27 protein-coding genes and 1 pseudogene are annotated in these 21,819 nt (G+C 63.0%); 13 read left to right on the top strand and 15 right to left on the bottom strand.

Annotation, left to right across the window (positions count from 1 at the left end; all coding sequences use genetic code 11):
- Positions 1 to 7: 7 nt before the first annotated feature.
- Positions 8 to 664, bottom strand: a complete 657-nt coding sequence (locus V1273_RS27360; RefSeq protein WP_334411505.1) for a DsbA family protein — start codon at positions 662 to 664, stop codon at positions 8 to 10.
- A gap of 117 nt (positions 665 to 781) precedes the next feature.
- The gene (locus tag V1273_RS27355) at positions 782 to 1,261 is read right to left on the bottom strand and encodes a DUF721 domain-containing protein (RefSeq protein ID WP_334380810.1); all 480 of its coding nucleotides are present in this window, start codon (positions 1,259 to 1,261) and stop codon (positions 782 to 784) included.
- Positions 1,262 to 1,432: 171 nt separating this feature from the next.
- On the opposite strand from V1273_RS27355, the gene mutY reads away from it, so the two are divergent.
- A complete protein-coding gene (mutY, locus tag V1273_RS27350) occupies positions 1,433 to 2,533 on the top strand; it encodes an A/G-specific adenine glycosylase (protein WP_334411504.1) in 1,101 nt (366 codons plus the stop codon).
- Positions 2,534 to 2,608: 75 nt separating this feature from the next.
- Positions 2,609 to 3,028: a PaaI family thioesterase gene (locus V1273_RS27345; protein ID WP_334364460.1), complete on the top strand. Its 420-nt coding sequence runs from the start codon at positions 2,609 to 2,611 to the stop codon at positions 3,026 to 3,028.
- A gap of 30 nt (positions 3,029 to 3,058) precedes the next feature.
- Here V1273_RS27345 and V1273_RS27340 read toward each other — a convergent pair whose 3' ends face one another.
- From V1273_RS27340 to V1273_RS27315, 6 genes are all read right to left on the bottom strand, one after another.
- Positions 3,059 to 3,847, bottom strand: a complete 789-nt coding sequence (locus V1273_RS27340; protein ID WP_334411503.1) for a bestrophin-like domain — start codon at positions 3,845 to 3,847, stop codon at positions 3,059 to 3,061.
- A 17-nt stretch (positions 3,848 to 3,864) separates the two neighbouring features.
- Positions 3,865 to 5,154: a flavin-dependent oxidoreductase gene (locus tag V1273_RS27335; protein WP_334380813.1), complete on the bottom strand. Its 1,290-nt coding sequence runs from the start codon at positions 5,152 to 5,154 to the stop codon at positions 3,865 to 3,867.
- Between the two features lie 155 nt (positions 5,155 to 5,309).
- Positions 5,310 to 6,326 carry a methyltransferase gene (locus V1273_RS27330; protein ID WP_334411502.1) on the bottom strand — a complete coding sequence of 339 codons (1,017 nt, stop codon included), beginning with the start codon at positions 6,324 to 6,326 and terminating at the stop codon, positions 5,310 to 5,312.
- A 145-nt stretch (positions 6,327 to 6,471) separates the two neighbouring features.
- Positions 6,472 to 6,879 carry a hypothetical protein gene (locus tag V1273_RS27325; protein ID WP_334411501.1) on the bottom strand — a complete coding sequence of 136 codons (408 nt, stop codon included), beginning with the start codon at positions 6,877 to 6,879 and terminating at the stop codon, positions 6,472 to 6,474.
- Positions 6,880 to 7,242: 363 nt separating this feature from the next.
- The gene (locus tag V1273_RS27320) at positions 7,243 to 7,521 is read right to left on the bottom strand and encodes a hypothetical protein (protein ID WP_334411500.1); all 279 of its coding nucleotides are present in this window, start codon (positions 7,519 to 7,521) and stop codon (positions 7,243 to 7,245) included.
- 154 nt (positions 7,522 to 7,675) lie between these two features.
- Positions 7,676 to 8,050, bottom strand: coding sequence for a nuclear transport factor 2 family protein (locus V1273_RS27315; protein ID WP_334411499.1), 375 nt, complete (start codon positions 8,048 to 8,050; stop codon positions 7,676 to 7,678).
- A 115-nt stretch (positions 8,051 to 8,165) separates the two neighbouring features.
- Here V1273_RS27315 and V1273_RS27310 point away from each other — a divergent pair, with 115 nt between their 5' ends.
- The 3 genes from V1273_RS27310 (at position 8,166) to V1273_RS27300 (ending at position 10,183) form a co-directional block, all read left to right on the top strand.
- A complete protein-coding gene (locus V1273_RS27310) occupies positions 8,166 to 9,026 on the top strand; it encodes a helix-turn-helix domain-containing protein (RefSeq protein WP_334411498.1) in 861 nt (286 codons plus the stop codon).
- Positions 9,007 to 9,483 (top strand): nuclear transport factor 2 family protein, encoded by a 477-nt coding sequence (locus V1273_RS27305; RefSeq protein ID WP_334380816.1) that lies wholly within the window; start codon positions 9,007 to 9,009, stop codon positions 9,481 to 9,483. The genes V1273_RS27310 and V1273_RS27305 overlap by 20 nt, the downstream gene beginning before the upstream one ends.
- 82 nt (positions 9,484 to 9,565) lie before the next feature.
- Positions 9,566 to 10,183 carry a glutathione S-transferase family protein gene (locus V1273_RS27300; RefSeq protein ID WP_334412272.1) on the top strand — a complete coding sequence of 206 codons (618 nt, stop codon included), beginning with the start codon at positions 9,566 to 9,568 and terminating at the stop codon, positions 10,181 to 10,183.
- A gap of 137 nt (positions 10,184 to 10,320) precedes the next feature.
- On the opposite strand, the gene V1273_RS27295 is transcribed toward V1273_RS27300, so the two are convergent.
- Positions 10,321 to 11,244, bottom strand: a complete 924-nt coding sequence (locus tag V1273_RS27295; RefSeq protein WP_334411497.1) for a LysR family transcriptional regulator — start codon at positions 11,242 to 11,244, stop codon at positions 10,321 to 10,323.
- 89 nt (positions 11,245 to 11,333) lie between these two features.
- Between V1273_RS27295 and V1273_RS27290 the strand changes: the two genes are divergently transcribed.
- Together V1273_RS27290 and V1273_RS27285 are read left to right on the top strand one after the other, a co-directional pair.
- Complete coding sequence (locus tag V1273_RS27290; RefSeq protein ID WP_334411496.1) at positions 11,334 to 11,768, top strand: nuclear transport factor 2 family protein; 435 nt, start codon at positions 11,334 to 11,336, stop codon at positions 11,766 to 11,768.
- Between the two features lie 90 nt (positions 11,769 to 11,858).
- Entirely contained in the window at positions 11,859 to 11,990 is a 132-nt protein-coding gene (locus V1273_RS27285; RefSeq protein ID WP_334364451.1) for a DUF1127 domain-containing protein, read from the top strand.
- A gap of 55 nt (positions 11,991 to 12,045) precedes the next feature.
- Here the strand turns inward: V1273_RS27285 and V1273_RS27280 are convergent, their stop codons facing one another.
- The 3 genes from V1273_RS27280 to V1273_RS27270 all read right to left on the bottom strand — a co-directional run bounded on the left by V1273_RS27280 (position 12,046) and on the right by V1273_RS27270 (position 14,569).
- Positions 12,046 to 12,732 carry a glutathione S-transferase family protein gene (locus V1273_RS27280; protein WP_334411494.1) on the bottom strand — a complete coding sequence of 229 codons (687 nt, stop codon included), beginning with the start codon at positions 12,730 to 12,732 and terminating at the stop codon, positions 12,046 to 12,048.
- Positions 12,733 to 12,866: 134 nt separating this feature from the next.
- Positions 12,867 to 13,193, bottom strand: a complete 327-nt coding sequence (locus V1273_RS27275) for a hypothetical protein (protein ID WP_334364449.1) — start codon at positions 13,191 to 13,193, stop codon at positions 12,867 to 12,869.
- Positions 13,194 to 13,435: 242 nt separating this feature from the next.
- Positions 13,436 to 14,569 carry a site-specific DNA-methyltransferase gene (locus V1273_RS27270; protein ID WP_334364448.1) on the bottom strand — a complete coding sequence of 378 codons (1,134 nt, stop codon included), beginning with the start codon at positions 14,567 to 14,569 and terminating at the stop codon, positions 13,436 to 13,438.
- Positions 14,570 to 14,847: 278 nt separating this feature from the next.
- On the opposite strand from V1273_RS27270, the gene ypfJ reads away from it, so the two are divergent.
- Both ypfJ and moaB read left to right on the top strand, forming a co-directional pair.
- Entirely contained in the window at positions 14,848 to 15,786 is a 939-nt protein-coding gene (gene ypfJ, locus V1273_RS27265) for a KPN_02809 family neutral zinc metallopeptidase (protein WP_334411493.1), read from the top strand.
- Between the two features lie 165 nt (positions 15,787 to 15,951).
- Entirely contained in the window at positions 15,952 to 16,515 is a 564-nt protein-coding gene (moaB, locus tag V1273_RS27260; protein ID WP_334411492.1) for a molybdenum cofactor biosynthesis protein B, read from the top strand.
- Here the strand turns inward: moaB and V1273_RS27255 are convergent.
- From V1273_RS27255 to V1273_RS27245, 3 genes are all read right to left on the bottom strand, one after another.
- Positions 16,490 to 16,645: a hypothetical protein gene (locus V1273_RS27255; RefSeq protein ID WP_334411491.1), complete on the bottom strand. Its 156-nt coding sequence runs from the start codon at positions 16,643 to 16,645 to the stop codon at positions 16,490 to 16,492. The two genes, moaB and V1273_RS27255, sit on opposite strands and share 26 nt — an antisense overlap.
- A complete protein-coding gene (locus tag V1273_RS27250; protein WP_334411490.1) occupies positions 16,642 to 17,562 on the bottom strand; it encodes a bifunctional helix-turn-helix transcriptional regulator/GNAT family N-acetyltransferase in 921 nt (306 codons plus the stop codon). Before V1273_RS27250 ends, V1273_RS27255 begins: the two co-directional genes overlap by 4 nt.
- A gap of 153 nt (positions 17,563 to 17,715) precedes the next feature.
- Positions 17,716 to 18,288 (bottom strand): glycosyl transferase, encoded by a 573-nt coding sequence (locus V1273_RS27245; protein WP_334380821.1) that lies wholly within the window; start codon positions 18,286 to 18,288, stop codon positions 17,716 to 17,718.
- A gap of 190 nt (positions 18,289 to 18,478) precedes the next feature.
- On the opposite strand from V1273_RS27245, the gene V1273_RS27240 reads away from it, so the two are divergent.
- The 4 genes and pseudogenes from V1273_RS27240 to V1273_RS27220 all read left to right on the top strand — a co-directional run bounded on the left by V1273_RS27240 (position 18,479) and on the right by V1273_RS27220 (position 21,750).
- Complete coding sequence (locus V1273_RS27240) at positions 18,479 to 19,639, top strand: PA0069 family radical SAM protein (RefSeq protein ID WP_334380822.1); 1,161 nt, start codon at positions 18,479 to 18,481, stop codon at positions 19,637 to 19,639.
- Positions 19,640 to 19,813: 174 nt separating this feature from the next.
- Positions 19,814 to 20,263 carry a VOC family protein gene (locus V1273_RS27235; RefSeq protein WP_334364442.1) on the top strand — a complete coding sequence of 150 codons (450 nt, stop codon included), beginning with the start codon at positions 19,814 to 19,816 and terminating at the stop codon, positions 20,261 to 20,263.
- 60 nt (positions 20,264 to 20,323) lie between these two features.
- Positions 20,324 to 20,898: pseudogene (locus tag V1273_RS34135) on the top strand (GNAT family N-acetyltransferase).
- Positions 20,899 to 20,958: 60 nt separating this feature from the next.
- Positions 20,959 to 21,750 (top strand): ribonuclease HII, encoded by a 792-nt coding sequence (locus V1273_RS27220; protein ID WP_334364440.1) that lies wholly within the window; start codon positions 20,959 to 20,961, stop codon positions 21,748 to 21,750.
- The last annotated feature ends 69 nt before the right edge of the window (positions 21,751 to 21,819 follow it).

Genomic DNA, 21,819 nt, shown 5'->3' with positions numbered 1-21,819 from the left:
GCGCGAATCAGCTCTTCAGCATTGCATTGATGCGCTTTGCGAACTCCTCGAAGCTCTGCTCGCCCTTGATCATCTCGCCGTTGATGAAGAAGGTAGGCGTCGACTGCACCTTCAGCACCTCGGCGGCATATTTCTGGTCGGCCGCGATCTTGTCGAGCAGCGCCTGATCCTTCAGGCAATCCTCGACCTGCGTTTGCGTAAGCCCGGCCTGCTTGCCGATCCGGATCAGCGTCTCCGTGGTATTCTTCGCCACCCAGTCGTTCTGCTGCTTGAACAGGAGATCGATGACGGCGAAATATTTCGGGGCGTCATCCTTGGCGATGCAGCGGGCCAGCATCGATCCAGCAGCCGCCTTGATGTCGAGCGGGAATTCCCGGAACACGTAACGGATCTTGCCGCTGTCGATGAATTCCGACTTGATCTTCGGAAACACTTTTTCGCCGAACGCGGCGCAATGCGGGCAGGTCATCGAGGCGTATTCGGTGATGGTCACGGTCGCGTTGGCGGGCCCGAGCGCCATGTCGGGCAGCGACTGCGGCTTGGCGACGTCAGCGGGGCTCTGCGCCATCGCATCGGTGATCAGTCGCAGCGGCGAGAAGCCGGCGAGCAGGCCAAGCCCGGTCAGCGAGAGAGCGGCGGTGAAGGCGCGGCGCGTGATCATCAAAGTCTGCTCCCGAATGGCGCGTTCACGCCCGAAAGAACTGCGAAAAAGAAGCCTTCGCTAGCTTGAAACGCCAGTTGTGGCAATGGCGGGTCGTGGCGGTCGTGCCGCGCTGTGGGCTCAATTTCGCTTGATCGAGGCGCCGAGCCGGGCCAGCGCAGCGCGCAGTTCCTCATCCTCTACGGCGGACAGGGTTTCGGCCACCTTCGCGACCGATTTCGGGTCGGGCGCGCGGGGCGGCGCGGGGCGATTTCGCCGCGACAGCGGCGCCTGCCGCAGCGCCAGCCGGCCGACCGCGCTCCAGCCGAAAAAGCGGTTGACCCGTTGCAGGATCACGTCGGAGGAATGCTGGATCTCCAGCGCCATCGGGCCCTCCACCCGCAGTACCAGGGTTGCCGGTTCCTGCGGCTGCCCCTCCACCGGCCGTGGCCATTGCATCTTGAGCGGCTCGGAATGGGCGGCGATCTCGGAGCCGGCGATCTCGGCCCAGCGCGTCACCAGTTCGCGTGCGGCAAATCCCTGCTTGGCATAGGCGTCGGAAAAGACGTCGCTGAGCAGGACGGAGAGAGGTTTCGCCGAGATCGGGAGGGGTTTTGCCATGGGGCTCTATAACACGGCGCCAATTGCGGTAGAAATCGCCAGTGCAACCTCGTCATGGCCGGGCTTGACCCAGCCGTCCACGTATCCGATCAACGCAAGAAAGACGTGGATGCCCGGGACAAGCCCGGCCATGACGTGGAGAGATTTGCGTTCCGGCACTAAAGTAGGTGGATGACGTCGTCCGCGGCCGCAAAAATCAAACGACAGGCAGTACCTGCCGGAAGCGGTTCCCGCCCCGCGCTGCTGCTCGATTGGTACGACCGTCATCGCCGTCGCTTGCCGTGGCGGGCGGCAGCGGGCGAGCGGGCCGATCCGTATCGGGTCTGGCTGTCGGAAATCATGCTGCAGCAGACCGGCGTCAAAACGGTCGGGCCGTATTTCGAGAAATTTCTGGCGCGCTGGCCCGATGTCGCTGCGCTCGGCCGCGCGTCGCTGGATGACGTGCTGCGGATGTGGGCCGGGCTCGGCTACTATTCGCGCGCGCGCAATCTGCATGCCTGCGCGGTCGCCGTGCTGCGTGACCATGGCGGGATATTTCCCGATACCGAGGAAGGCCTGCGCCGATTGCCGGGAATCGGGCCTTACACGGCGAAGGCCATCGCAGCGATCGCTTTCGATATCCGAACCATGCCGGTCGACGGCAATATCGAGCGCGTGGTGTCGCGGCTTTACGCGGTCGAGGAGCCATTGCCGCAGGCGAAGCCGCTGATCGGGGAATTGGCGGAGACACTATTGGGGGAATCCCGTGCGGGCGACAGCGCGCAAGCGCTGATGGATCTGGGCTCCTCGATCTGCACGCCAAAGAAGCCCGCTTGTGCGCTGTGCCCGCTGAATGATGATTGCGCCGCTCGCCTGCGCGGCGATCAGGAGACCTTTCCGCGCAAGGCGCCGAAGAAAGCGGGAACGCTGCGCCACGGAGCCGCCTTCATCGTCACCCGCGGCGACGAACTCCTCGTTCGCACCCGGGCGGAGAAAGGCCTGCTCGGCGGTATGACGGAAGTACCCGGCTCGGCCTGGCTCGCCGGGCAGGACGACAAGATGGCGCTGAAGCAGGCGCCTCAGGTCAACGGCGTGACGCGCTGGCACCGCAAGACCGGCGTCGTCACTCACGTATTCACGCATTTTCCGCTCGAGCTCGTGATCTACACCGCCGATGTCGCCGCGCGCACGCGGGCACCTGCGGGCATGCGCTGGGTGCCGATTGCAACGCTCGCCGACGAGGCGTTGCCCAATGTGATGCGCAAGGCGATTGCCCACGGGCTGGACATTTGAAGATGCGAGACTGTTTGCTGCTGACACCATGCTGGCAGGAGGGCTGCGTTAGGAGGGAGCCTCACGGAGGTTCCCATGATCAGCACTGTCTTCGACAATTTCACCGCCCCGCCATCTTCCAAATTGCTCGGCTGGCATCTGCTTGACGCGCGTCCCAAGGACGGCTGGATCCGTATCGGATTCGACGGCAAGCGGGAGTTCTGTAACCCGGCCGGCTTCGTGCAGGGCGGCATTCTCTCGGCGATGCTCGACGACACCATGGGGCCTGCGGTGTTCGCCATGACCGAGGGAAGGCTCTACACCGCAACCATCACCATGACGGTGAATTTTCTCAGCCCCGCCAGGCCGGGGCCGATCACGGGCGAGGCCAATGTCACCCAGCTCGGCAAGACCGTCGCCTTTGTCGAGGGACGGCTGACGGCCGAGGATGGCACGCTGCTGGCGACGGCTACGACCAGCGCGCGGCTGGTCGAGAGCACAAAGGCCATTCGATAGTTTGATAAGGCCGGGCGGGCCGCAAGCCGTTTACCGGCTGGTGAGATCGCTCGGCATGATTTGCAGCAGGGGCTCCGGACCGATTGATATCTGGCCCGTAAACGGTCGGTCATGTGCGGCGATCAGCAGCACTGACGCGGCAACACCGGTCGCGAACAGCGCCAACGCAATGGCCGACGCCAGCCGATTGTCGCAGTGAACGATCGCGATCACCAGCAGCTCACATATCGCCTGCAGATAGAGGCACCACCACTTGACCCGGTTCACCTCAGCCTGGCTGACAATGATGCGTTGCCTTCGCGCATCCAGGGCGGACTGAAGTGCGGAGATGATTTCGCGCTGCGCGTTCTGCTGACCTTCTCCCTGTGGCGCGATCGCGACGACGAGTTGCAGGGCTTCGACGAGCGCCGGCGGAGCGGCCCGCAGCGAGGCTGTCTGGCGCGCCATCATCGGCCATTCCACCGTTGCGGAGTGTTCGACATAGTCGCGAACGAGACCGCGCAACTTGGCCTCATTCTCCGCGGGCAAGCCGGCGGCGAGAAGCATCGCAGCTCGCAGCGCGCTTGCTTCTCGGCTCACCGCCGCGGCGGCGCGGTCACCGTCATTCCAGACCTGCGCAGCGGTGAATGCAACGAACAGGCCGAACATGATGCCCAGTACCGGCAGCATGCCTGGAGAGATGGTCTTGAACGACTTTGCCCGCTCCTCCGTCGCGAGGGCGGTCACGCCCAGGAAAACGGCGATGGCGAGCAGATAGGTGAAGCCGAAGACGACCAGCGCCATGGCCCACACCGGTAAATTATGCAGCCAGTCGCTCATGCCGATGCCTTGGTTTTTTAGCCGGCGCCAGCCCGCGACGCTTCCCGCATAATCTGAACAATCGGCGGCTTGGCGTTGAGGCCTTCGACCTGGAAGCCGGCGACGCGCTTGTAATTGGCGGCGATGTCTTCCAGCTCTTGCAGCGAGAGCACGTCGGTCACGACGTTGTAGCCATCAGGCGCGCGTTCCTCGACCATCTGCATCACCTGCTCGGGGCCGTTTCGGCGGTTGAGCATCACGAGGTCGGTCGTGGCGGGCCGGCGCTCGGCTTCATACGCCGACAATGCGGCATTGGTCGTGCCTTTCGCGAGGATCTCGCGGGCGATGACGCGGGCGTCCAGAATTGCCTGCGACGCACCGTTGGAGCCGATCGGGTACATCGGGTGCGCGGCATCGCCCATCAGTGTGACCCGGCCGAATGTCCATTGCGGGATCGGATCGCGATCTACCAGCGGATATTCGTAGGCGTGCGGGCAGTTCTCGATCAGGCCGGGCACGTCGAGCCAGTCGAACTTCCAGTCCTTGAACCAGGGCAGAAACTCTTCGAGCTTTGCGGTGCGGTTGTAGTCCTCGCGCCGCCACTGATAGGTCGGCGGCATGTGCCGCTCGGCCACCCAATTGATCCGGAACTTGCCGGCGCTGTCGGCCTGCTTCGAAATCGGATAGCAGACGAATTTCAGGATCTCGTGGCCGGCCATGATCATGGTGCGGCCGGACAGGAAGGCGTCGCTGTCGGTGATGCCGCGCCACAGGATGCGTCCATTCCAGATCGGCGGGCCTTCGTTGGGATAGAGCTTTTCCCGAACCGCCGAATGGATGCCGTCGGCCGCGACCAGCAGCGCACCATCGTGAGCGCCTTTCGACTTGCCAGTCGCCTTGTCGATGAATTCGGCGCGGACGCCATTCTCCGTTTCGGTCCAGCCGGAGAGGTGATGGCTGGTCAGGATGTTCTCTCTTCCCAACCGCTCGATTGCGGCATCGAGCAGGATCTGCTGCAGCGCGCCGCGATGGATCGAGAACTGCGGCCATTTGTAACCGGCCTCGATGCCGCGCGGCTCGCTCCAGATCGGCTTGCCGTGTTTGGAAAAATACGCGAGCTCCTTGGTGCGGACGGCGGCCGCATCAAGCACATCATGCAGGCCGAGCTCGATCAGCTCGCGCACCGCATGCGGCAACACGTTGATGCCGACGCCGAGCGGTCGCAGTTCGGGCACGCTTTCGAAAACTTTAGCTGATACGCCGATCTGATGCAGGCTGAGCGCTAGCGTCAGCCCGCCGATGCCGCCGCCCGCGATGAGAACAGTCATGGTACGCCCCTGTTGCTTCCCGGGCGTCATGGCATGAGGGAGGGCAGGGGGCAACTGCGAAGGGGCGGCAAGTCCCTCACTGTGGCGCCGGAACGGACATCAATGGCCTTGACCCGATGCGGTTGCATGGGTTTGGGCTTCTAGGGAGGGGCGCATCATCTAGTTTTTCGCGCCAGCACGATGCTCGTCCCAGCCGGCGCGGCGCCGTATTGAACCTCAATGTCAGCGAAACCAGCTTCGCCGAGCCAGCTGCGGTGCTCGCGCTCGGTATAGGCCTGGCCCGCATCATAAATGCTGAGGAAGACAAGGTTCAACCCCACAGCCTCGACAGGTTCGAGTCGGCTGTCGTGCAGGACATGGCCAACGATGATGAGCAGGCCTCCCGGCTCGATTGCGTCGCCAATATTGTGCAGTGCGCAGCGCGCCTCATCAGGCCCCAGCACCTGGATCAAATTGCGCAGCACCGCGACATCGAAGCGCCCTTCGGGCGTGCACGCCAGCACGTCGGCCGCGCGCACCTGTACGCGGTCTGTCATGCCCGCCTCCTCGACGAAGGATCGGGCAATTTCGGCGACCCGCGGCAGCTCAAACACTGTCGCGCGGAGATCGGGGCAATTCTGGCAAGCAGCAATAGCCAGCCCCCCTGAGCCGCCGCCGACATCTATAAGATGTCGGCGACCGGTGAAGCCACGGCTTGCAGCCAGCTGGCGGCCGGTCGCCAGCGCCCCCGCATGGAGGCCGCGAAAGAAGGCGGCGAGCTCGGTATCCGACATAGCTGCGAAATCATGCTTCTTGTGGGGCGTGCCGGTGCGGATCGACTGGCCTGCCGTGAGAGCCGCACTCCAAAGATCGGAATACAGCTCATGCGTGCCGCCGAGATAAGTCGACTGGCCGCGCACCAGATAGCGATCGCTCTCGGGCGTGTTGGCGAACTGATCGTCTTCAATCCTGAGCAACTCGGCATTGACCAACGCGTATAGCAGCGGTCGAAGCTTTTCTTGTGGAACATCTAACGCTTCCGCTAGTCTCGCGCCGCTCATCGGCCCGTCCTTGAGCGGGGTAAAGACGTCGAGCTGCATCCCGGCCAGCATCGCCATCGAGGGATAGACACCGTAGACATGCCGAAAGATTGTCTTCGGTTCGATCTTCCCCTGTTCCGGCTGGGACGCCATAGCATTTTCCCCTTGAATGGTAAGATGCTCACATCATCTTCGAACCCCCAGCAATTAGCTCGTTGGCGGTCGACATTCCGCGGATGGCGCCTCGTCGAGTGCGCCATCCGGACCTAGAATCAGTCTCTTACGAAGATAAGGAGCCTTAAGCCTTCAGGTCCGTGATCCGCATGATCGCGACCACGTTTCCGTCATTGTACGCCTGCTCTTTTGTGTCCTTGTTGCAGGTCCAGACAAAGTTCTTCTTGGCCGTAAAGGTCTTTTCGTCCTGCTCGAGCCGAAGCTCCCCTTCGGTGATATGGCAGATCATGGCATTCATCATCGGGGGGCCGGCTGTCTTCGATGCCGGCTGCATAATGACATCGCGCATTGAGACGGTCTTAAAACCGGGAATGATGGATGGTGTCTCGCCATCATAAGCACGCACCACGACACCGGGCCACGGCGTCGTGTCCTTGTAGCCCGTGGTTTGAGCGGCGGCTGGCTTCATCATGGCCGCCGAAGCCGCTGCCAACCCGATTCCCAATGCTGACCTTCGATCGATCTTGTTCATCGCTTTTCTCCAGAGGTCGCGCAACGAGCCGCCGCAGAAGCGGCGCGCGCATTTCGTGGAATGTGAATGGTGGTGCGAACCGAAAAAAAGCGTCGGTCTGTTAAGAGAGCGTGCCTGCCGATGGCATCAGTGCTGCTCGTTCGCCCCGGACGGCGATTTCGGCTGTCCCGTTTCAAGGGCAACGAAATTATACTCGACCCGAGGCGCCTGAGAAACAGCATCAAAAAAGCACAATGTCTCAAATTGGTTAGAACCTGAAGGCTGAACACTGGACCCGATGTCGGCAACTTCACTCCGGACAACTGACATAGTAAGTCAGCGTGACTGACCGGCCCCACGGCTCGGTCGGCGGTAAGTGCGCCGCTACGACAAATTGGCGTGTCGTCCGGAGGCGACGACTGCGGCGGAGTTGTGAACCCATAGCGGACATTGGGCTATCCACGGCGCATCCTTTCCAACCCCGAGGCCGACATTACCCCTCCGGCAGGCCGGCCAAACGCATTCCTCGTAGAAGCATTCGCGTTTGGCGAGATAGGCCGGGTTGTCGCCTTTGGCGTTGATGCGGTAGCGGCGGATCGTGAAGCTGGGATCGAGCGCGAGTCCGGCCGCGGCGACGGATCGCGCCTCTTTCAGGTCTCCCACCAGCGCCAACGCGGCTGCGAATTGAAAATGTGAGAGCGCGTGATTCCGGTGGCCTGGAGGCTCCGGCGAAACCAGCCGATTGCCTCGTGCTCCGCATTGCTGGTCAGCTTACTTCAGCGCTTCACGCAACCAAGTTTGTGAGTCACGGCCTAGTTTACGGAAGCGGCGGGGCCGGGCCTAAGAAGCCGACGATCCTGATTAGCCGGCCATCGGGACCGACCTCGCCGAAATCGATCGAGGTGTCGCCGCAGGTTCCATCCGCACGCACCAGGCGCCAGAGGAAGCGGACCATGTTGTGATGGACATCGATGCCGCTCATGAACTCCAGCCGCGCGCCGGGCCGGCTGGCCAGCACCTCACCGATCTTCTCCACCAGCGCGTCGCGTCCGGCCAGCGAGACGTTCGGATCGAGATAAACGCCGTTGTCGCTCCAGCATTGCGCGAGCAGGGTGCGTCTAGCCGCATCGTCCGGCTCGTTCCATGCCGCCATGTACTGCGTTACGGTTTTCGCGATTGCGCTTTTGTCCATCCGTGCTGTCCTTGAACTTCGGGTCTCTACAGGGTTCACTCTGCAAGGAATTCCGAAGCTCGTCACTTACATCCGAGGTAATTGCCCTTCCGAAGCGATGCTCTAGATTGTCGGGATGGCTGCTTCAGACACGAACTCGCACGAAATCCCGGCTGGACATTTCAGCCGCCTGCTGAAGCACTGGCGCAGCGTTCGTCGGCTGACCCAGATCGAACTGGCGGCGGACGCAAACGTGTCGGCCCGGCATTTGTGCTTTTTGGAGGCCGGCCGGTCGCAGCCGAGCCGCGAGATGGTGCAGCTACTCGGCAGCGCGCTCGATCTGCCGCTCGAGGAGAGGAATGCCTTGCACGTCGCTGCGGGCTTCGTGCCGCCCTACGGCGACAAGGGGCTGGCGGCCGAGAATTTGCAGCCGGTGCGGCAGGCGCTGGACTTCATTCTCCGGCAGCAGGAGCCGTATCCTGCCATTGTGATCGACGGGCATTGGGACGTTCGCATCCGTAATCAGGCGTCGGCCCGCCTGCTAAAGCCTTTCCGCGATTCGTATGAGATGGAAAATCGCCTTGCAGACAACGCCATGCACGTCGTCTTTCATCCAAAGGGCCTGCGGCAGTTCATGTTGAACTGGGACGAGTTCGCGCGACAGTTGATCCAGATCCTGCACCGCGACGTCGCCCAGGGCAGCCGGGCCGCGGCGCAATTGCTCGATGAAATCATGGCCTATCCGGGGTTGTCGGCCGATTGGCGGCTGCCGCGGCATCCGCAGGCGTCTTCGCCGGTCATGACGATGCACCTGGCCAAGGGCGACTATCGTCTCGCCTTCTTCTCCACCTTCACGACGCTGGCGATGCCGATGGACGCAGCTCTGCAGCAGATCAAGATCGAGTGCTTCTTTCCGGCTGATAATGCGACCGCCGAGAAGGCGCGCCAGATGGCCCTTCAAACTCCGGGAGATCAAGATGCAACATGCCCTGCGTGATCATCAGTCGGCCGCGACGATGGACGAGCTGCGTGCCCTGAACGCCCGCTTCATCCATAATTTCGTAACGCGCGACGTGGCCTCGCACGATGCACTACTGCATCCTGATTTCATCAATATCTGGCCGACCGGCCAGCGGTGGGATCGCGCGACCTATTTGAACTATTGGGCGACCGCCTTCGATCCTAACGTTATCGTCTACTGGGACGTCCGTGACGAGTTCATCACCATCATCGGCGACGTTGCGCTGGTGCGCTCGACCAACAAGCACATCCGCCGCCGCGACGGCAACGAAGTGACCGGCATGACCATGTACACCGACACATATCTGTTAGAGAACGGCGCGTGGAAGTGCATCCAGGCCCAGCTAACAGCGGTGGCTCCCGAGCACTATCCCCCCGACGATACGATCGTCAGCGTCTATATCGAGGGAACGCTTCAGCCGCGGGCGAATTGAACTGCGAAGGCCGCTCCACACACTTGGGTGTGGACGGCGGATGAGCATGCCGTTAACGTCCGGCTTTCCCGTGAGGACAGCTATGTTCAAGCTCTACTACGCCCCCGGCACCTGCGCACTCGCATCGCATATCGCTCTGGAAGAGGCCGGCGCCCCCTACACGGCAGAGCGGCTCGACTTCAAGAACAGCCAGCAGACCACCCCGCAATATCTTGCCATCAACCCGAAGGGCCGCGTGCCCGCGCTGGTGACGGACCGCGGCACGCTGACCGAAACGCCGGCGATCCTCGCCTTCATTGCGAGCAGTTTTCCGAAGGCGCAGCTTGCGCCCGAAGATCCCTTCGCCTTCGCGCAGGCGCAGTCCTTCAACAGCTATCTCTGTTCCACCGTGCATGTGTCGCACGCCCACAAAATGCGCGGCTATCGCTGGGCGGCCGAGGAGTCCTCGTTTGCCGATATGAAGCGCAAGGTGCCGGAGACCATGGCCGCCGGCTTTGCGTTGATCGAGCGCGACATGCTGAAGGGGCCGTGGGTGATGGGCGAGCAGTACACGATCTGCGATCCCTATCTGTATACGATCGCAGGCTGGCTGGAAGGCGACGGCGTCGATCTCGCGACGCTGCCGAAGGTGGCCGCTCACCGCAAGCGGATGTCGGACCGGCCGGCGGTGCAGAAGGTGATGGCGGAAGAGAAGGCTTAAGCCGTCGTCCCGGCCAAGCGAAGCGCGAGCCGGGACCCAACCACGAACGCCAATGTTGTGCTTCGCTGGGACCACAGCTCGTTTCAGCAACATCGCGCTGTGGTTATGGGTCCCTGCGTTCGCAGGGACGACAGTTGTTATGACGCACGAATCGTGGCGCGCTCCATCTCGCGGCCGATGCCGAGCATGATGTTGCGCAGCCAGATCGAGCCGGGGTCCATCTGGGCGCGGGTCGGGTAGAACATGAACTGCTCGTCGATTCCGGGATCGAGCGGCGGCGCGACGGTTGAAAGCGACAATTGCTTCGACAGCGCACCGATCAGCCGGCGCGGCACGAAGGCGACGAGATCGGTGCGCGCGGCGACGTGCAGCGCCTCGAGATAGCCCGGCACGACCAGCGCGATCCGTCGCTCGATGCCCTTGGGGCGCAACCACATGTCGATCAGGTCCTCGCTCTGGCCGCGGATCACGACCGCGACATGGCGCGCGTCGAGAAAGCTTTCGATCCGCTTCAGCCGCGCGCCGGCGGGATGACCGCGCCGGACGGCAAGCGCATCGCTGTCGGTGTAGAGACGTTGCCGATGAAATCCGGTGAAGGCGTTGCCGATCGAGATCACGAGATCGATGGTGCGAGCGAATTCCGCGGTGAAGATCGCCGGCCCGCGCCATGGTACCACGTCGATCCGGACGTTCGGCGCAGCCTTGGTGATCTTCTCCATCAGCGGCGGCATCAGAAGTTCGACCGCCAGATCCGGCATCATCAGGCGAAACTGGCGCTCGCTCCGCGCGGCGTCGAACTCATCGGCGATGAACAGCGAGCGCACCTGGTCGAGCGCCTGCGCCAGCGGCGCGCGCAGGGCTTGCGCCCGCGGCGTCAATTCCATGTGCGCGCCGGTTCGAACCAGCAGCGGATCGCCGATCAGGTCGCGCAGCCGCTGCAGCGCGTGGCTCGCCGCCGGCTGCGACAGCCCGATCCGCATCGCGGCGCGGCTGACGCTGGTTTCCCTCAAGAGCGCGTCGAGCGCCACCAGCAGATTGAGGTCAAGCGAATTCAAATTCATAGAGTGAATATATATCATATTCGCTATTGATTGGAAGAATGCCGCGCGGCGCGCGATGATGTCGACATCCGATCAAAGGAGAAGCCGCCATGAGCGCAGCAGCGAACAAGAAACTAGTGCAGCAGGTCTACACGGATTCCGCCAACCGGAGCGGGACGACATTTCTCGACAACCTTGCCGAGGACGCAACCTGGATCGTTACCGGCCAGTATTCGTGGTCGCACGAATTTAGGGGGCGCGATGCGATCAATAACGGGCTGATGGGCCATTTGCGCTCACGTCTCGCTACCGCACGCCCGCGCACGGTGGCCTTCAACTTCATCGCGGAAGGCGATTACGTTGTCGTCGAAGCGCGCGGCGACAACATCACCAAGGACGGCGTCCGCTACGACAATCAATATTGCATGGTCTGGCGCATCGAGGACGGCAAGATCAAGGAGATCAGGGAATATTGCGACTCCGCGCTGGTCGAGCGTGTGCTCGGGCCGATCCCGGCAGAGCGGAAGCTTGCTGCCGCGGTTTAAGACATTGAACCGCGTTTGCGCGGAGAGTCGGCCGCGCGACGAACTGCACTTGCAGGGGCCGGAGCGTACGCGACAAGAGCCCTTGCGGTTATGCGGATCTGGCGCAGGCGCGCTCGCGTCCGGCATCAATTGGCCGCGATGAGCGATCGCGAGTTGCAGGATATCGGCACGAGCTGGTCGGAGGTCGCCGCGGAGGCGGCCAAGCCGTTCTGGCGAAAGTGATGACTGAAACAAAAACGGCGCCCGCGAGGGCGCCGTTTCATCCATTGTGCTGCGCTCAAGCGGCCTTCACCGACAGATGCCTGAACATGTTGCTGCGGGCCTCGTCGTCCATCTCGGCCTTGAACTTGAAATTGTCCTTCAGCGCGATCGCCTTGGCCGCTGCCGGACGGGCCGAGATCTCGTCGACCAGCCGCTTGACGTTGGGATATTTTGCGGCCGCTTCTTCGCCGAGAACGAAGGGGATCATGCGTGCCCAGCCCCACACGTCCATGTCTACGATGGTGTAGGTGTCGCCGACCATGTAGCGACGCTTGGCCAGATGATCGTTGAGAATGCCGAAATGTCGCTGCGCCTCGAACTGGTAGCGGTTGTGGGCGTAGTCGACCTTTTCCGGCGCAAAATGCTTGAAGTGGACGGCCTGGCCGGAGAACGGCCCGACGCCGGTGGCGACGAACATCAGCCATGACAGCAGTTCACCGCGGTTGGCTGGCGTGTTCGCGGGCAGAAACTTGCCGGTCTTTTCCGCCAGATAAAGCAGGATGGCGTTGCTGTCGAACACTGTGATGCCGTCGTCGTCGATGGCGGGTACCTTGGCGTTCGGATTGATGGCGAGATATTCCGGCTTGAACTGGTCGCCCTTGCGGGTGTCGATGGCGACCGGCTGATACGCGATGCCGGCTTCCTCCAGGAAGAGCGCGACCTTGGTCGGGTTGGGCGAGCCGTTGAAATAGAACTTGAGCATTTGGAATTCTCCTCCATTGCTTCTTGCAAGGAAAACTTGGGTGGCAAGCGGCGCATTACCGCCGGGCGCCACGTCCATGCTCAAATTTTGCGGGATGCGCAAGCGAGGAGTTTGTGACCGGCGGGGGCGGACCCTTAAGACAGCGCCAGACCGCCTATGCCGGCGACGGCCAGGCCCGCACCGGCAGCGATCATGACGGATGCGAAGCGCACTTCCGAACGCAGCGCCGTTCGTTGTCCCGCGCGTTCCGATCCTCGCGCATAGCCGTGGACGATGATCTGCTCGCTGAAAGTGCCGCTGGCGTCGAGAATGTCGGTCAGACCTGCGCAGGCGACCAGAATGCCGAGGATGATCAGCCCAGCCGGACCCAGCAAGCTCAACAGCAGCATCGGAAACAGGCCGATCAGGAAGATCGGCAGCAGCGGCAGCACAATGAAGGACTCGGAGCCTCGTGTGCGCATGGCAGTAATCTCGCAATGGGAAAATGAATATAGCTTATTTGCCTTCAAATAGGGGCGAAAAGGCACAACGCCACCTGCAAGCGCGGCACGGCTGCCATGCCGGCCAATCACGCCGGCTGCGCATGGTCTGGGCAAGTCGCATTTTGAGCCATGTCGGCCCGCAAACCGTACGCATGTTACGGTGCTTTGGCGCGGCCCTGCCATCGGACCGCGCACCCGGACGCGATGTGGTGAACCAGGCCTTACCCCGCCGCCATTTCGGAGCGGATTTCGGCGCGCAGTTCGTCGATCAGCTTGAGGCCGTTCTTGGTCTCGACGTGCCAGAAGGTCCAGCCGTTGCAGGCGCCGGAGCCCTGGGCGACCGCACCGATGCGGTGGATCGAGCCGACCTTGTCGCCGAGCATGATGGCGCCGTCGGCGCGGACCAGCGCGCCGTGGCGCTTCTTGGAGTCGACCAGTTTGGTGCCGGGCGGAATCATGCCGCGCTCGATCAGTTCGGAGAATGCCACGCGCGGGGCGTCGCGCGCCGTCATGAACGGCGCCAGCGTCGCCTCGGGCAGCGGTTCGACCGCTGCGATGCGTTCTTCGGCCGCAGCCGCATAGGTCTTTTCGCGCTCGAAGCCGATGTATCGGCGGCCGAGACGCTTTGCCACGGCGCCTGTCGTGCCGGTGCCGTTGAAGGGATCGATCACGAGATCGCCGGGCTTTGACGACGACAGCAGCACGCGCGCCAGCAACCCTTCCGGCTTCTGGGTCGGGTGCACTTTCTTGCCGTCAGCGCCCTTGAGGCGTTCTTCGCCGGTGCAAAGCGGGATCAGCCAGTCGGAACGCGCCTGCACGTCCTCGTTGGCGGCCTTCAGGGCCTCATAGTTGAACGTATAGCCCTTGGCCTTCTCGTCGCGCGCCGCCCAGATCATGGTTTCATGGGCATTGGTGAAGCGGCGGCCGCGGAAATTCGGCATCGGATTGGTCTTGCGCCAGACGATGTCGTTGAGGACCCAGAAGCCGAGGTCCTGCATGATCGCGCCGACGCGGAAAATGTTGTGGTAGGAGCCGATCACCCACAGCGTTGCCGACGGTTTCATGACGCGGCGGCAGGCCAGCAGCCAGGCGCGGGTGAAATCATCGTAAGCGGCGAACGATGAAAACTTGTCCCAGTCGTCGTTGACGGCATCGACATGGGATTCATCGGGACGCTTCAGATCGCCCTTGAGCTGCAGGTTGTACGGGGGATCTGCGAACACCAGATCGACCGAACCGGCCGGAAGCTTCGACATCTCGGCGACGCAATCGCCGACGACGATACGCACGCTTGAGTCAGACTCAAATTTGGTGCGGGGCGCCCTTGCAGACGCCCCGCGACGCGACACAACCATGACTCAATTACTCTGACTCAGGCGACGCTGTCGGCGACGCGGGACTAAACAACCGACTGGCGATACATTGACCGGGCAAAGTAAAAATCGACTTAACCAACAAAGTTATCGACGCAGAATGCGAAGAGAGATCATCGGCCAGATTGCCAGCAGAGATTGCGGTGGCTTGCGCACTAGGCAATTTTTGCCGGGCGGGTTATTGATTAATGGAATGGAAATTTTACGTGATTGCCGCGTTGAAGGTTCGGGCCGACAGCCGGGGATGAGGAAATAGCGCCATGCGTTACGATGATTTCCGCCGCAGCGACGACATCGAAGACCGTCGCGACCAGGGCGGCGGCGGAATGGGTGGCGGCGGCGGCGGCTTTGGCCTGCCGATGGGCGGCGGCGGGCTCGGCATCGGCACCATCATCGTGCTCGGCCTCGTCGGCTACGCCTTCGGCATCGATCCACGCATCCTGATCGGCGGCGCCGAAATCCTGACCGGCGGCGGTCAGGCGCCGACCTACCAGACCGATCGCCGGTCCGGGCCGGCCAAGACCGGCGCGCCGAAGGATGAAGTCGGCAGCATGATAGCAGGCATTCTCGGCGAGATCGACGACCGCTGGAGCGAGATCTTCCAGTCCAGCGGCCAAAATTACACCGGTCCCCGCATCGTGCTGTTTCGCAACGCCACCAATGGCGGCCGCTGCGGCATGGCGCAGTCGGCGATGGGGCCGTTCTACTGCCCGCCGGACAAGCAGATCTTCCTCGACACCAGTTTCTTCCGCGAAGTCGAAACGCGCTTCCGCGGCTGTTCGGGCAGTGCCTGCAAGTTCACGGCCGCCTACATCATCGCGCATGAAGCGGGACATCACATCCAGAACCTGCTTGGCATCCTGCCGCGCGTGACACGGCTGCAGCAGCAGGCCGGCAGCAAGGCGGAAGCCAATGCGCTGCAGGTCAAGGTCGAGCTGCAGGCGGATTGTCTTTCCGGCGTCTGGGTCAATCGCGAAGAGAAGAAGCGTCCGGGCTTCATCGAGCCCGGCGATATCGACGCGGCACTGAAAACGGCAACCGCGATCGGCGACGACACGCTGCAGCGGCAGTCGACGGGCAGGGTGGTGCCCGACAGCTTCACCCATGGCTCGGCAGCGCAGCGCAAGCAGTGGTTCATGACCGGCTACCAGCAGGGCACGGTGCAGGCCTGCAACACGTTTGCGGCGGGAGCGTTGTGATGGTCTCGTGCCCCGGATGCTGCGCAGCGCGTCCGGGATCGCGCTCCGCGCGACTCCGGCGATGCGCTGCTGATCCGGGGCCCAAACCACTTGGACACACATAGGTCCCGGCTCTGCGGCGCACCGCTTCGCGCTGCACCGCGTCCGGGACACGGGGAAAGCGACATGTCCTCCATCGACGAAACCAAACAATTCGTGCCGCTGAACATCGCGGTGTTGACGATCTCGGATACCCGCTCGCTGGCGGACGATAAATCCGGCGCCACGCTGGCCGACCGGCTGACGGCGGCAGGCCATCATCTTGCCGCGCGCGAGATCATTGTCGACGACGTCGATGCGATCCGCGTCATCATCAAGCGCTGGATCGCCGATCCTGGCGTCGATGCGATCATTACCACCGGCGGCACTGGTTTCACCGGCCGTGACGTGACGCCGGAGGCGGTCGAGCCGCTGTTCGAAAAGCGGATGGATGGATTTTCCATCGCCTTCCACATGCTGAGCCATGCCAAGATCGGCACGTCGACGGTGCAGAGCCGCGCCACCGCCGGCGTGGCGGGGGCGACCTTCATCTTCTGCCTGCCGGGATCGCCGGGCGCTTGCCGCGATGCATGGGACGGCATTCTCGCCGCCCAGCTCGACTACCGCACGCGCCCGTGCAATTTCGTCGAGATCATGCCGCGGCTGGATGAGCACCTGCGGCGGCCTAAAGCCCAAGGCGCTTCAGCCTGACCAGCAACGCCCATAACGCACGCCACATGTTGTGCCAGGCCTCGACGCGCAATTGATGCGCGCGCCTGGTATGGAACGCGAGCAATTCCGGCGTGACGCGCCGCGAGGTATCGCGGCGCCCGGGCTTCACAGATCCAGCTCCCAGGTCTCGCCGACCAGATCGACGCCAAAGCTATGGTGCGGCTCTTCCTTGACGCGACGGAAGCCCGCGGCCTGATAGATGCCTCGCGCGGCGACAAGGATGCTTTGGGTCCACAGCGTCATTTTCTTGTAGCCTTTCTCGCGCGCCGCGCGGACGCATTGCTCGACGAGCGCGCGGCCGACGCCGAGCCCGCGCGCTTTTTTCTCCACCAGCAACAGCCGCAGCTTGGCGACGTCATCACTGCCCTTCACCAGAAAGATCGAGCCGAGTGGCTCGCCGCCAGCTTCGGCAATCCAGCAATGCTCGCGCGAAGGATCAAAGTTCCTGATGAACTGCGCGCAGATCTCGGCGACCAGTGCCTCGTAGCTGATGTCCCAGCCATATTCCTCGGCATAGGCCTTGGCCTGGCTCGAGATCACCCAGCCGATGTCGCCGGGCCGGTGGCTGCGCAGGAGAAAGGCGGCTGGCTTCGCCGTGGGCCGTTCCAGCGCCTGCTCGATGGTCGTCATCGCTTGCACGACAGCGGCGCGCTGACTGTCTTCGAGCGAAGCGAGCAGGCTTCCGACCTCCTCGCGCGAGCGGCGCTCGAGCTCGGCAGAGGCGGCGCGGCCTTTGGCGGTCAGCGAGAGTTCGTTGACGCGGCCGTCATCCTTTGAGGGCTTTCGCGTCACGATCTGGCGGCGCTGCAGCGCCTGCAGGGTGCGGCTCAGGAAGCCGGGATCGAGCCCGAGGTCGCGGGTGAGGTCGGTGGCGGTGCAGGCCGGGCGATGCGCGATCTCGTAGATGATGCGCGCTTCCTGCAGCGTGAAGGGGCTGTGCAGCAGCTTCGGCTCGATGATGCCGAGCTTGCGGGTATAGAAGCGGTTGAAGGCGCGAACGGCCGCGACTTCTTGTTCGGAATTCATCTGGGACCTCGGGCACCTCGATATTTGTCATTGTCAAATAGATATTTGACTTTGGCAAGTATATTCTCATGAGGGAGGCGCCCGGCTCGTCCCGCTTCTACTTTGCATGGGGTTGTTTTCGATATTTTGTGTCCGGGCCTGCGGTGTATCGCTTTAGGCGACGACCATGATCCGGCTGCGCAACTGGGTGCGTGAGGCGCGGCCGAGCTGGCGCAAAAGCCGCGTCTCGGGACGGCGGGAATCCACGCCATGGCCGCCAAGCCGCTCATAATGATCGCGGGCAATCAACAGCCCCTGTTCCGCCGACGGTCCGACAATCATGCGGGCCATGAACTTCAAGCCGTCGCGCAGGCTCGTATCGGCATAGGGCGATCGGGCATAGCGAAAGACGCCGGCGCGCGGCCGGCCGCTGAGCGATACGTTCTGGATGAACTGTGTGGTCTCGTCGATCCAGCCGCTGTCGAGCACCGCGCCGGCGTGCAGGAACATCAGCCATGGCGAGCGCGCCACCCGCGCCCCGGCGGCCAATGCCGCGGCGCGTGTTCCCTCGAACTTAAGAAAGCGGCAACCGGCCACGTCGGCCACCCGTTCGATCACGCCGTTGCCGGCCCGGTCGACCAGCAGGACCTCGCGGATGACGCCGGCTGCGGCTCCCGGCACCAACGCTGCCAGCGTGGCGACGGCGGGCTGTTCTATTCCTTCGGTCGGAATGATCACGCTCAACATGAGTGAGGTTTTCGATGGCTCGAGCAGTGAAAAACGCTGCACAGTTATCATCTTGTCACAATCAAAACAGCCGCTTGCGTGCAGATTTTTGCGGCATCGGGCGCCGGCTCCGTCGCCGGTGTCTGCGCTTCCGGTGAATTGTTGTCGGTTATGTTCTTGATTTGTTCTTGGTGCGTGCTATGTTCGCTTCATGAGCCGAGCATCCTCTCATGCCCTCAAGCACCCGCCGGTCAAGCCGCCCGCCGAACCGGCGGGTGCGACACCTTTTCCCGAACTCGCGGTCGCCATCGAACGCCAGCGGCGGCGCGGCCGCGGCGCGCAGTCCAACGACAGCGGCCGGTTCGAAGCCGAGGCGCGGGTCGCCTTCGACGATGGCTGGCAGAGTCTGGACGAGCTGCCGCCGTTCAAGACCACGGTATCGCTCGATACCTCGCGCAAGGTCATCACCCGCAACGACTCGCCCGACATCGGTTTCGACCGCTCGATCAATCCGTACCGCGGCTGCGAGCACGGTTGCGTCTACTGCTTCGCGCGGCCGACCCACGCCTTTCTCGGCCTGTCGCCCGGGCTCGATTTCGAATCCAAACTGCTCGCCAAGCCGGATGCGCCAGAATTGCTCGAGAAAGAATTGGCGGCGCCCGGTTACGAGCCGCGCATGATCGCGATCGGCACCAACACCGATCCCTATCAGCCGATCGAGCGCGAGCACAAGATCATGCGCGGCATTCTCGAAGTCCTCGATCGGGCCGGTCATCCCGTCGGCATCGTCACCAAATCGGCGCTGGTGACGCGCGACATCGATATTCTGCAGCGAATGGCAAAGCGTAATTTGGCAAAGGTTGCGATTTCCGTGACCACGCTCGACCCCAAGCTCGCCCGCACGATGGAGCCGCGCGCCTCGACGCCGCCGAAGCGGCTGGAGGCGCTGCGGCAATTGTCGCAGGCCGGCATCCCTGCCACCGTGATGGTCGCACCCGTTATTCCCGCGCTGAACGATTCCGAGATCGAACGGATTCTCGATGCTGCGGCTCACGCCGGCGTCAAGGAGGCGAGCTACGTGCTGCTCCGGCTGCCGCTTGAGGTGCGCGACCTCTTTCGCGAATGGCTGATGGCGAATTATCCCGACCGCTACCGTCACGTCTTCACCCTGATCCGCGACATGCGCGGCGGGCGCGACTACGACTCGCAATGGGGTACGCGGATGAAGGGCACCGGCCCGATGGCCTGGATGATCGGGCGGCGGTTCGAAATCGCCTGCGAGAAGCTCGGCCTCAACAAGCGGCGTTCGAAACTGACGACCGATCATTTCGTCAAGCCGAAGCGAAGCGGACAGCAACTTAGTTTGTTCTAGGTCGTTGTCGTCATTGTGAGCCAACGGGTCGCGCGAATGCGCGCCCGATGACAGGCTCCGCGACGCAATCCATCGCGCCAAGCAAGGAAGAATGGATTGCTTCCGCCTTCGCTCTACGAGCTACGGCGGACACGTCGCCGCTTCCGCTTCTCGCAATGACGGATGGAGATTTGCATGAGCACTGGCAGGCCAATCCCCCGGTTCACGGTCATCACGCTCGGCGTCAGCGACATGCGCGCCAGCATCGCCTTTTATGAAGCGCTCGGTTTTGCAAGAAAAATGCGCGCAACCGGTGAGGCCGTCGCTTTCTTCGACACCGGCGGCACGGTGATTGCGCTCTACCCGTGGGATCAACTCGCCGGCGACGCCAAGCTGCCGGATCAGCCGCGGCCGAAGACGTTTCGCGGCACGACGCTCGCCTGGAATTGCAGCTCTACAAAGGAGGTGGACGCTGCGCTCGATTTCGCCATCTCCTGCGGCGCGTCGCTGTTGAAGCCGGCGCACAAGACCGATTACGGCGGTTATTCCGGCTATTTCGGCGATCCCGACAACCACATTTGGGAAGTCGTGGTGGCGCCCGGTATCGAGGTCGGCGAGGACCGGCGGGTGCACCTGCCGGATTAAACGCGCGACGTTGCGGCAGCGCCACTTCTCCCGGCCGGTGAATTGCCGTATTGCGGTTTGATGAACCAGCAGCCCGCGCCAGCGTCGGAAGAGCAGCCGCTCGTCATTCTGACAACGCCGCGCCTGATTCTGCGCGCTGCGGCTGAAAGGGACATATCGGTCCTGCGGGATCTGATTCTTGGCGATAGCGATGTAATGCGCTTTGCATTCGCCGGAGCGCCGCTGGCAAGGGAGGCTGCCGAGGATTTCATTCGGCGATTCTTCACCTTCGGTGGCAGCCCCACGGGGATGGCGGTTTTGGCCGAAAAGCCTGCGGGTGAAATCATCGGCTTTGCCGGCTTGTCCCCATGCGATGCGTTGGGAACTAACGATTTTGAGATCGGGTTTGTCCTTGCGCGCCGGGTATGGGGCCGGGGATCGCGACCGAAATTGGGAAGGCGCAGCTCGCTTTCGGGTTCGACCAACTCAAATGCGAAAGATTGCTCGGACTGGTCGACCCGAGAAATGTGCCGTCAATTCACGCGCTTGAGAAGCTCGGAATGCGTTACCGGCAGACGATTGCGGAGCCCAAGCGCGGCAGCCGGGGCGTTTATGTGATCGAGGCCGGGGAGTGGCGACGAGGTCACGCTGAATAACGGGAATTGTGCCGGGTTCCCGGTTGCGCGCCGCCGCGCGCTGGCGCACGAATCTCGACCATGATTCGGGACAAGTCTGCCAAGAAATCTGACGGGAAATCGGCCAAGAAAGCCGGCAAGGAAGATGCCGAGCTGCTCAAGGGCGTGATCACGCTTGCCCCGCCGAGCTTTCGCCGCGAGCGGGCGCTGATCAAGCGCGGCGTCTGGCCGGTTGCCGGCTGCGACGAGGCGGGGCGCGGCCCGCTGGCGGGTCCGGTGGTGGCGGCCGCGGTCATCCTCGATCCCAAGCGAATCCCCAAAGGCATCGACGATTCCAAGCGGCTGACGCCCGAACGCCGCGAGGAACTGTTCGAGGAGATCTGCGCCACCTCGTCGTTTGCGGTCGCCTTTGCCTCGCCCGCGCGGATCGACCGCGACAACATCTTGCGCGCTTCGCTCTGGGCGCTGGCGCGTTCCGTGCGCGCGCTGCCCGAAATGCCGAAGCATGTATTCGTCGACGGCCGCGACAAGATCGATGCGCCCTGCGACTGTGACGCCGTGATCGGCGGCGACGGCCTTGTCGTGTCGATCGCAGCCGCCTCGATCATCGCCAAGGTGACGCGCGACCGCCTGATGAGCGCATTGGCGCTGGATTGCCCGGGCTATGGCTTCGAAACCCACAAGGGCTACGCGGTGCCGGAACACCGCGAGGCGCTGGACCGCCTCGGTCCAAGCATCCACCACCGCCGGTTTTTTGCACCCGTCATTGCCGCGCGGCTGAAACACTTCCCCGAGACAGTCGAAGAGACGGTCGAACCCGACCTCTTCAGCGTGGACGGAGAGATTGCTTCCGAGGTTTCGGCCACGATCTGAGATCGGTTGCCTCGACGGCTCCTGCGCTCTATCAACCGTCGGGGGACAGGGCTGCCCGGCCCGGCATTC

This window comes from Bradyrhizobium sp. AZCC 1721 (assembly GCF_036924715.1).
In the GTDB taxonomy this organism is placed as follows: Bacteria; Pseudomonadota; Alphaproteobacteria; order Rhizobiales; family Xanthobacteraceae; genus Bradyrhizobium.
This window is presented reverse-complemented; position numbering and strand designations above follow the sequence as displayed.

What these genes read in the sequence shown, in the direction of transcription:
- V1273_RS27250 (WP_334411490.1), bottom strand. Translation starts at nt 17,562, where the DNA reads ATGAATTCCGAACAAGAAGTCGCGGCCGTTCGCGCCTTCAACCGCTTC.
- V1273_RS27240 (WP_334380822.1), top strand. Translation starts at nt 18,479, where the DNA reads ATGAGCCGAGCATCCTCTCATGCCCTCAAGCACCCGCCGGTCAAGCCG.
- V1273_RS27220 (WP_334364440.1), top strand. Translation starts at nt 20,959, where the DNA reads ATGATTCGGGACAAGTCTGCCAAGAAATCTGACGGGAAATCGGCCAAG.
- V1273_RS27335 (WP_334380813.1), bottom strand. Translation starts at nt 5,154, where the DNA reads ATGACTGTTCTCATCGCGGGCGGCGGCATCGGCGGGCTGACGCTAGCG.
- mutY (WP_334411504.1), top strand. Translation starts at nt 1,433, where the DNA reads ATGACGTCGTCCGCGGCCGCAAAAATCAAACGACAGGCAGTACCTGCC.
- V1273_RS27295 (WP_334411497.1), bottom strand. Translation starts at nt 11,244, where the DNA reads ATGAATTTGAATTCGCTTGACCTCAATCTGCTGGTGGCGCTCGACGCG.
- V1273_RS27285 (WP_334364451.1), top strand. Translation starts at nt 11,859, where the DNA reads ATGCGGATCTGGCGCAGGCGCGCTCGCGTCCGGCATCAATTGGCCGCG.
- V1273_RS27275 (WP_334364449.1), bottom strand. Translation starts at nt 13,193, where the DNA reads ATGCGCACACGAGGCTCCGAGTCCTTCATTGTGCTGCCGCTGCTGCCG.
- V1273_RS27325 (WP_334411501.1), bottom strand. Translation starts at nt 6,879, where the DNA reads ATGAACAAGATCGATCGAAGGTCAGCATTGGGAATCGGGTTGGCAGCG.
- ypfJ (WP_334411493.1), top strand. Translation starts at nt 14,848, where the DNA reads ATGCGTTACGATGATTTCCGCCGCAGCGACGACATCGAAGACCGTCGC.
- V1273_RS27280 (WP_334411494.1), bottom strand. Translation starts at nt 12,732, where the DNA reads ATGCTCAAGTTCTATTTCAACGGCTCGCCCAACCCGACCAAGGTCGCG.
- V1273_RS27300 (WP_334412272.1), top strand. Translation starts at nt 9,566, where the DNA reads ATGTTCAAGCTCTACTACGCCCCCGGCACCTGCGCACTCGCATCGCAT.
- V1273_RS27315 (WP_334411499.1), bottom strand. Translation starts at nt 8,050, where the DNA reads ATGGACAAAAGCGCAATCGCGAAAACCGTAACGCAGTACATGGCGGCA.
- V1273_RS27355 (WP_334380810.1), bottom strand. Translation starts at nt 1,261, where the DNA reads ATGGCAAAACCCCTCCCGATCTCGGCGAAACCTCTCTCCGTCCTGCTC.
- V1273_RS27235 (WP_334364442.1), top strand. Translation starts at nt 19,814, where the DNA reads ATGAGCACTGGCAGGCCAATCCCCCGGTTCACGGTCATCACGCTCGGC.
- moaB (WP_334411492.1), top strand. Translation starts at nt 15,952, where the DNA reads ATGTCCTCCATCGACGAAACCAAACAATTCGTGCCGCTGAACATCGCG.
- V1273_RS27340 (WP_334411503.1), bottom strand. Translation starts at nt 3,847, where the DNA reads ATGAGCGACTGGCTGCATAATTTACCGGTGTGGGCCATGGCGCTGGTC.
- V1273_RS27330 (WP_334411502.1), bottom strand. Translation starts at nt 6,326, where the DNA reads ATGGCGTCCCAGCCGGAACAGGGGAAGATCGAACCGAAGACAATCTTT.
- V1273_RS27310 (WP_334411498.1), top strand. Translation starts at nt 8,166, where the DNA reads ATGGCTGCTTCAGACACGAACTCGCACGAAATCCCGGCTGGACATTTC.
- V1273_RS27345 (WP_334364460.1), top strand. Translation starts at nt 2,609, where the DNA reads ATGATCAGCACTGTCTTCGACAATTTCACCGCCCCGCCATCTTCCAAA.
- V1273_RS27305 (WP_334380816.1), top strand. Translation starts at nt 9,007, where the DNA reads ATGCAACATGCCCTGCGTGATCATCAGTCGGCCGCGACGATGGACGAG.
- V1273_RS27290 (WP_334411496.1), top strand. Translation starts at nt 11,334, where the DNA reads ATGAGCGCAGCAGCGAACAAGAAACTAGTGCAGCAGGTCTACACGGAT.
- V1273_RS27270 (WP_334364448.1), bottom strand. Translation starts at nt 14,569, where the DNA reads ATGGTTGTGTCGCGTCGCGGGGCGTCTGCAAGGGCGCCCCGCACCAAA.
- V1273_RS27245 (WP_334380821.1), bottom strand. Translation starts at nt 18,288, where the DNA reads ATGTTGAGCGTGATCATTCCGACCGAAGGAATAGAACAGCCCGCCGTC.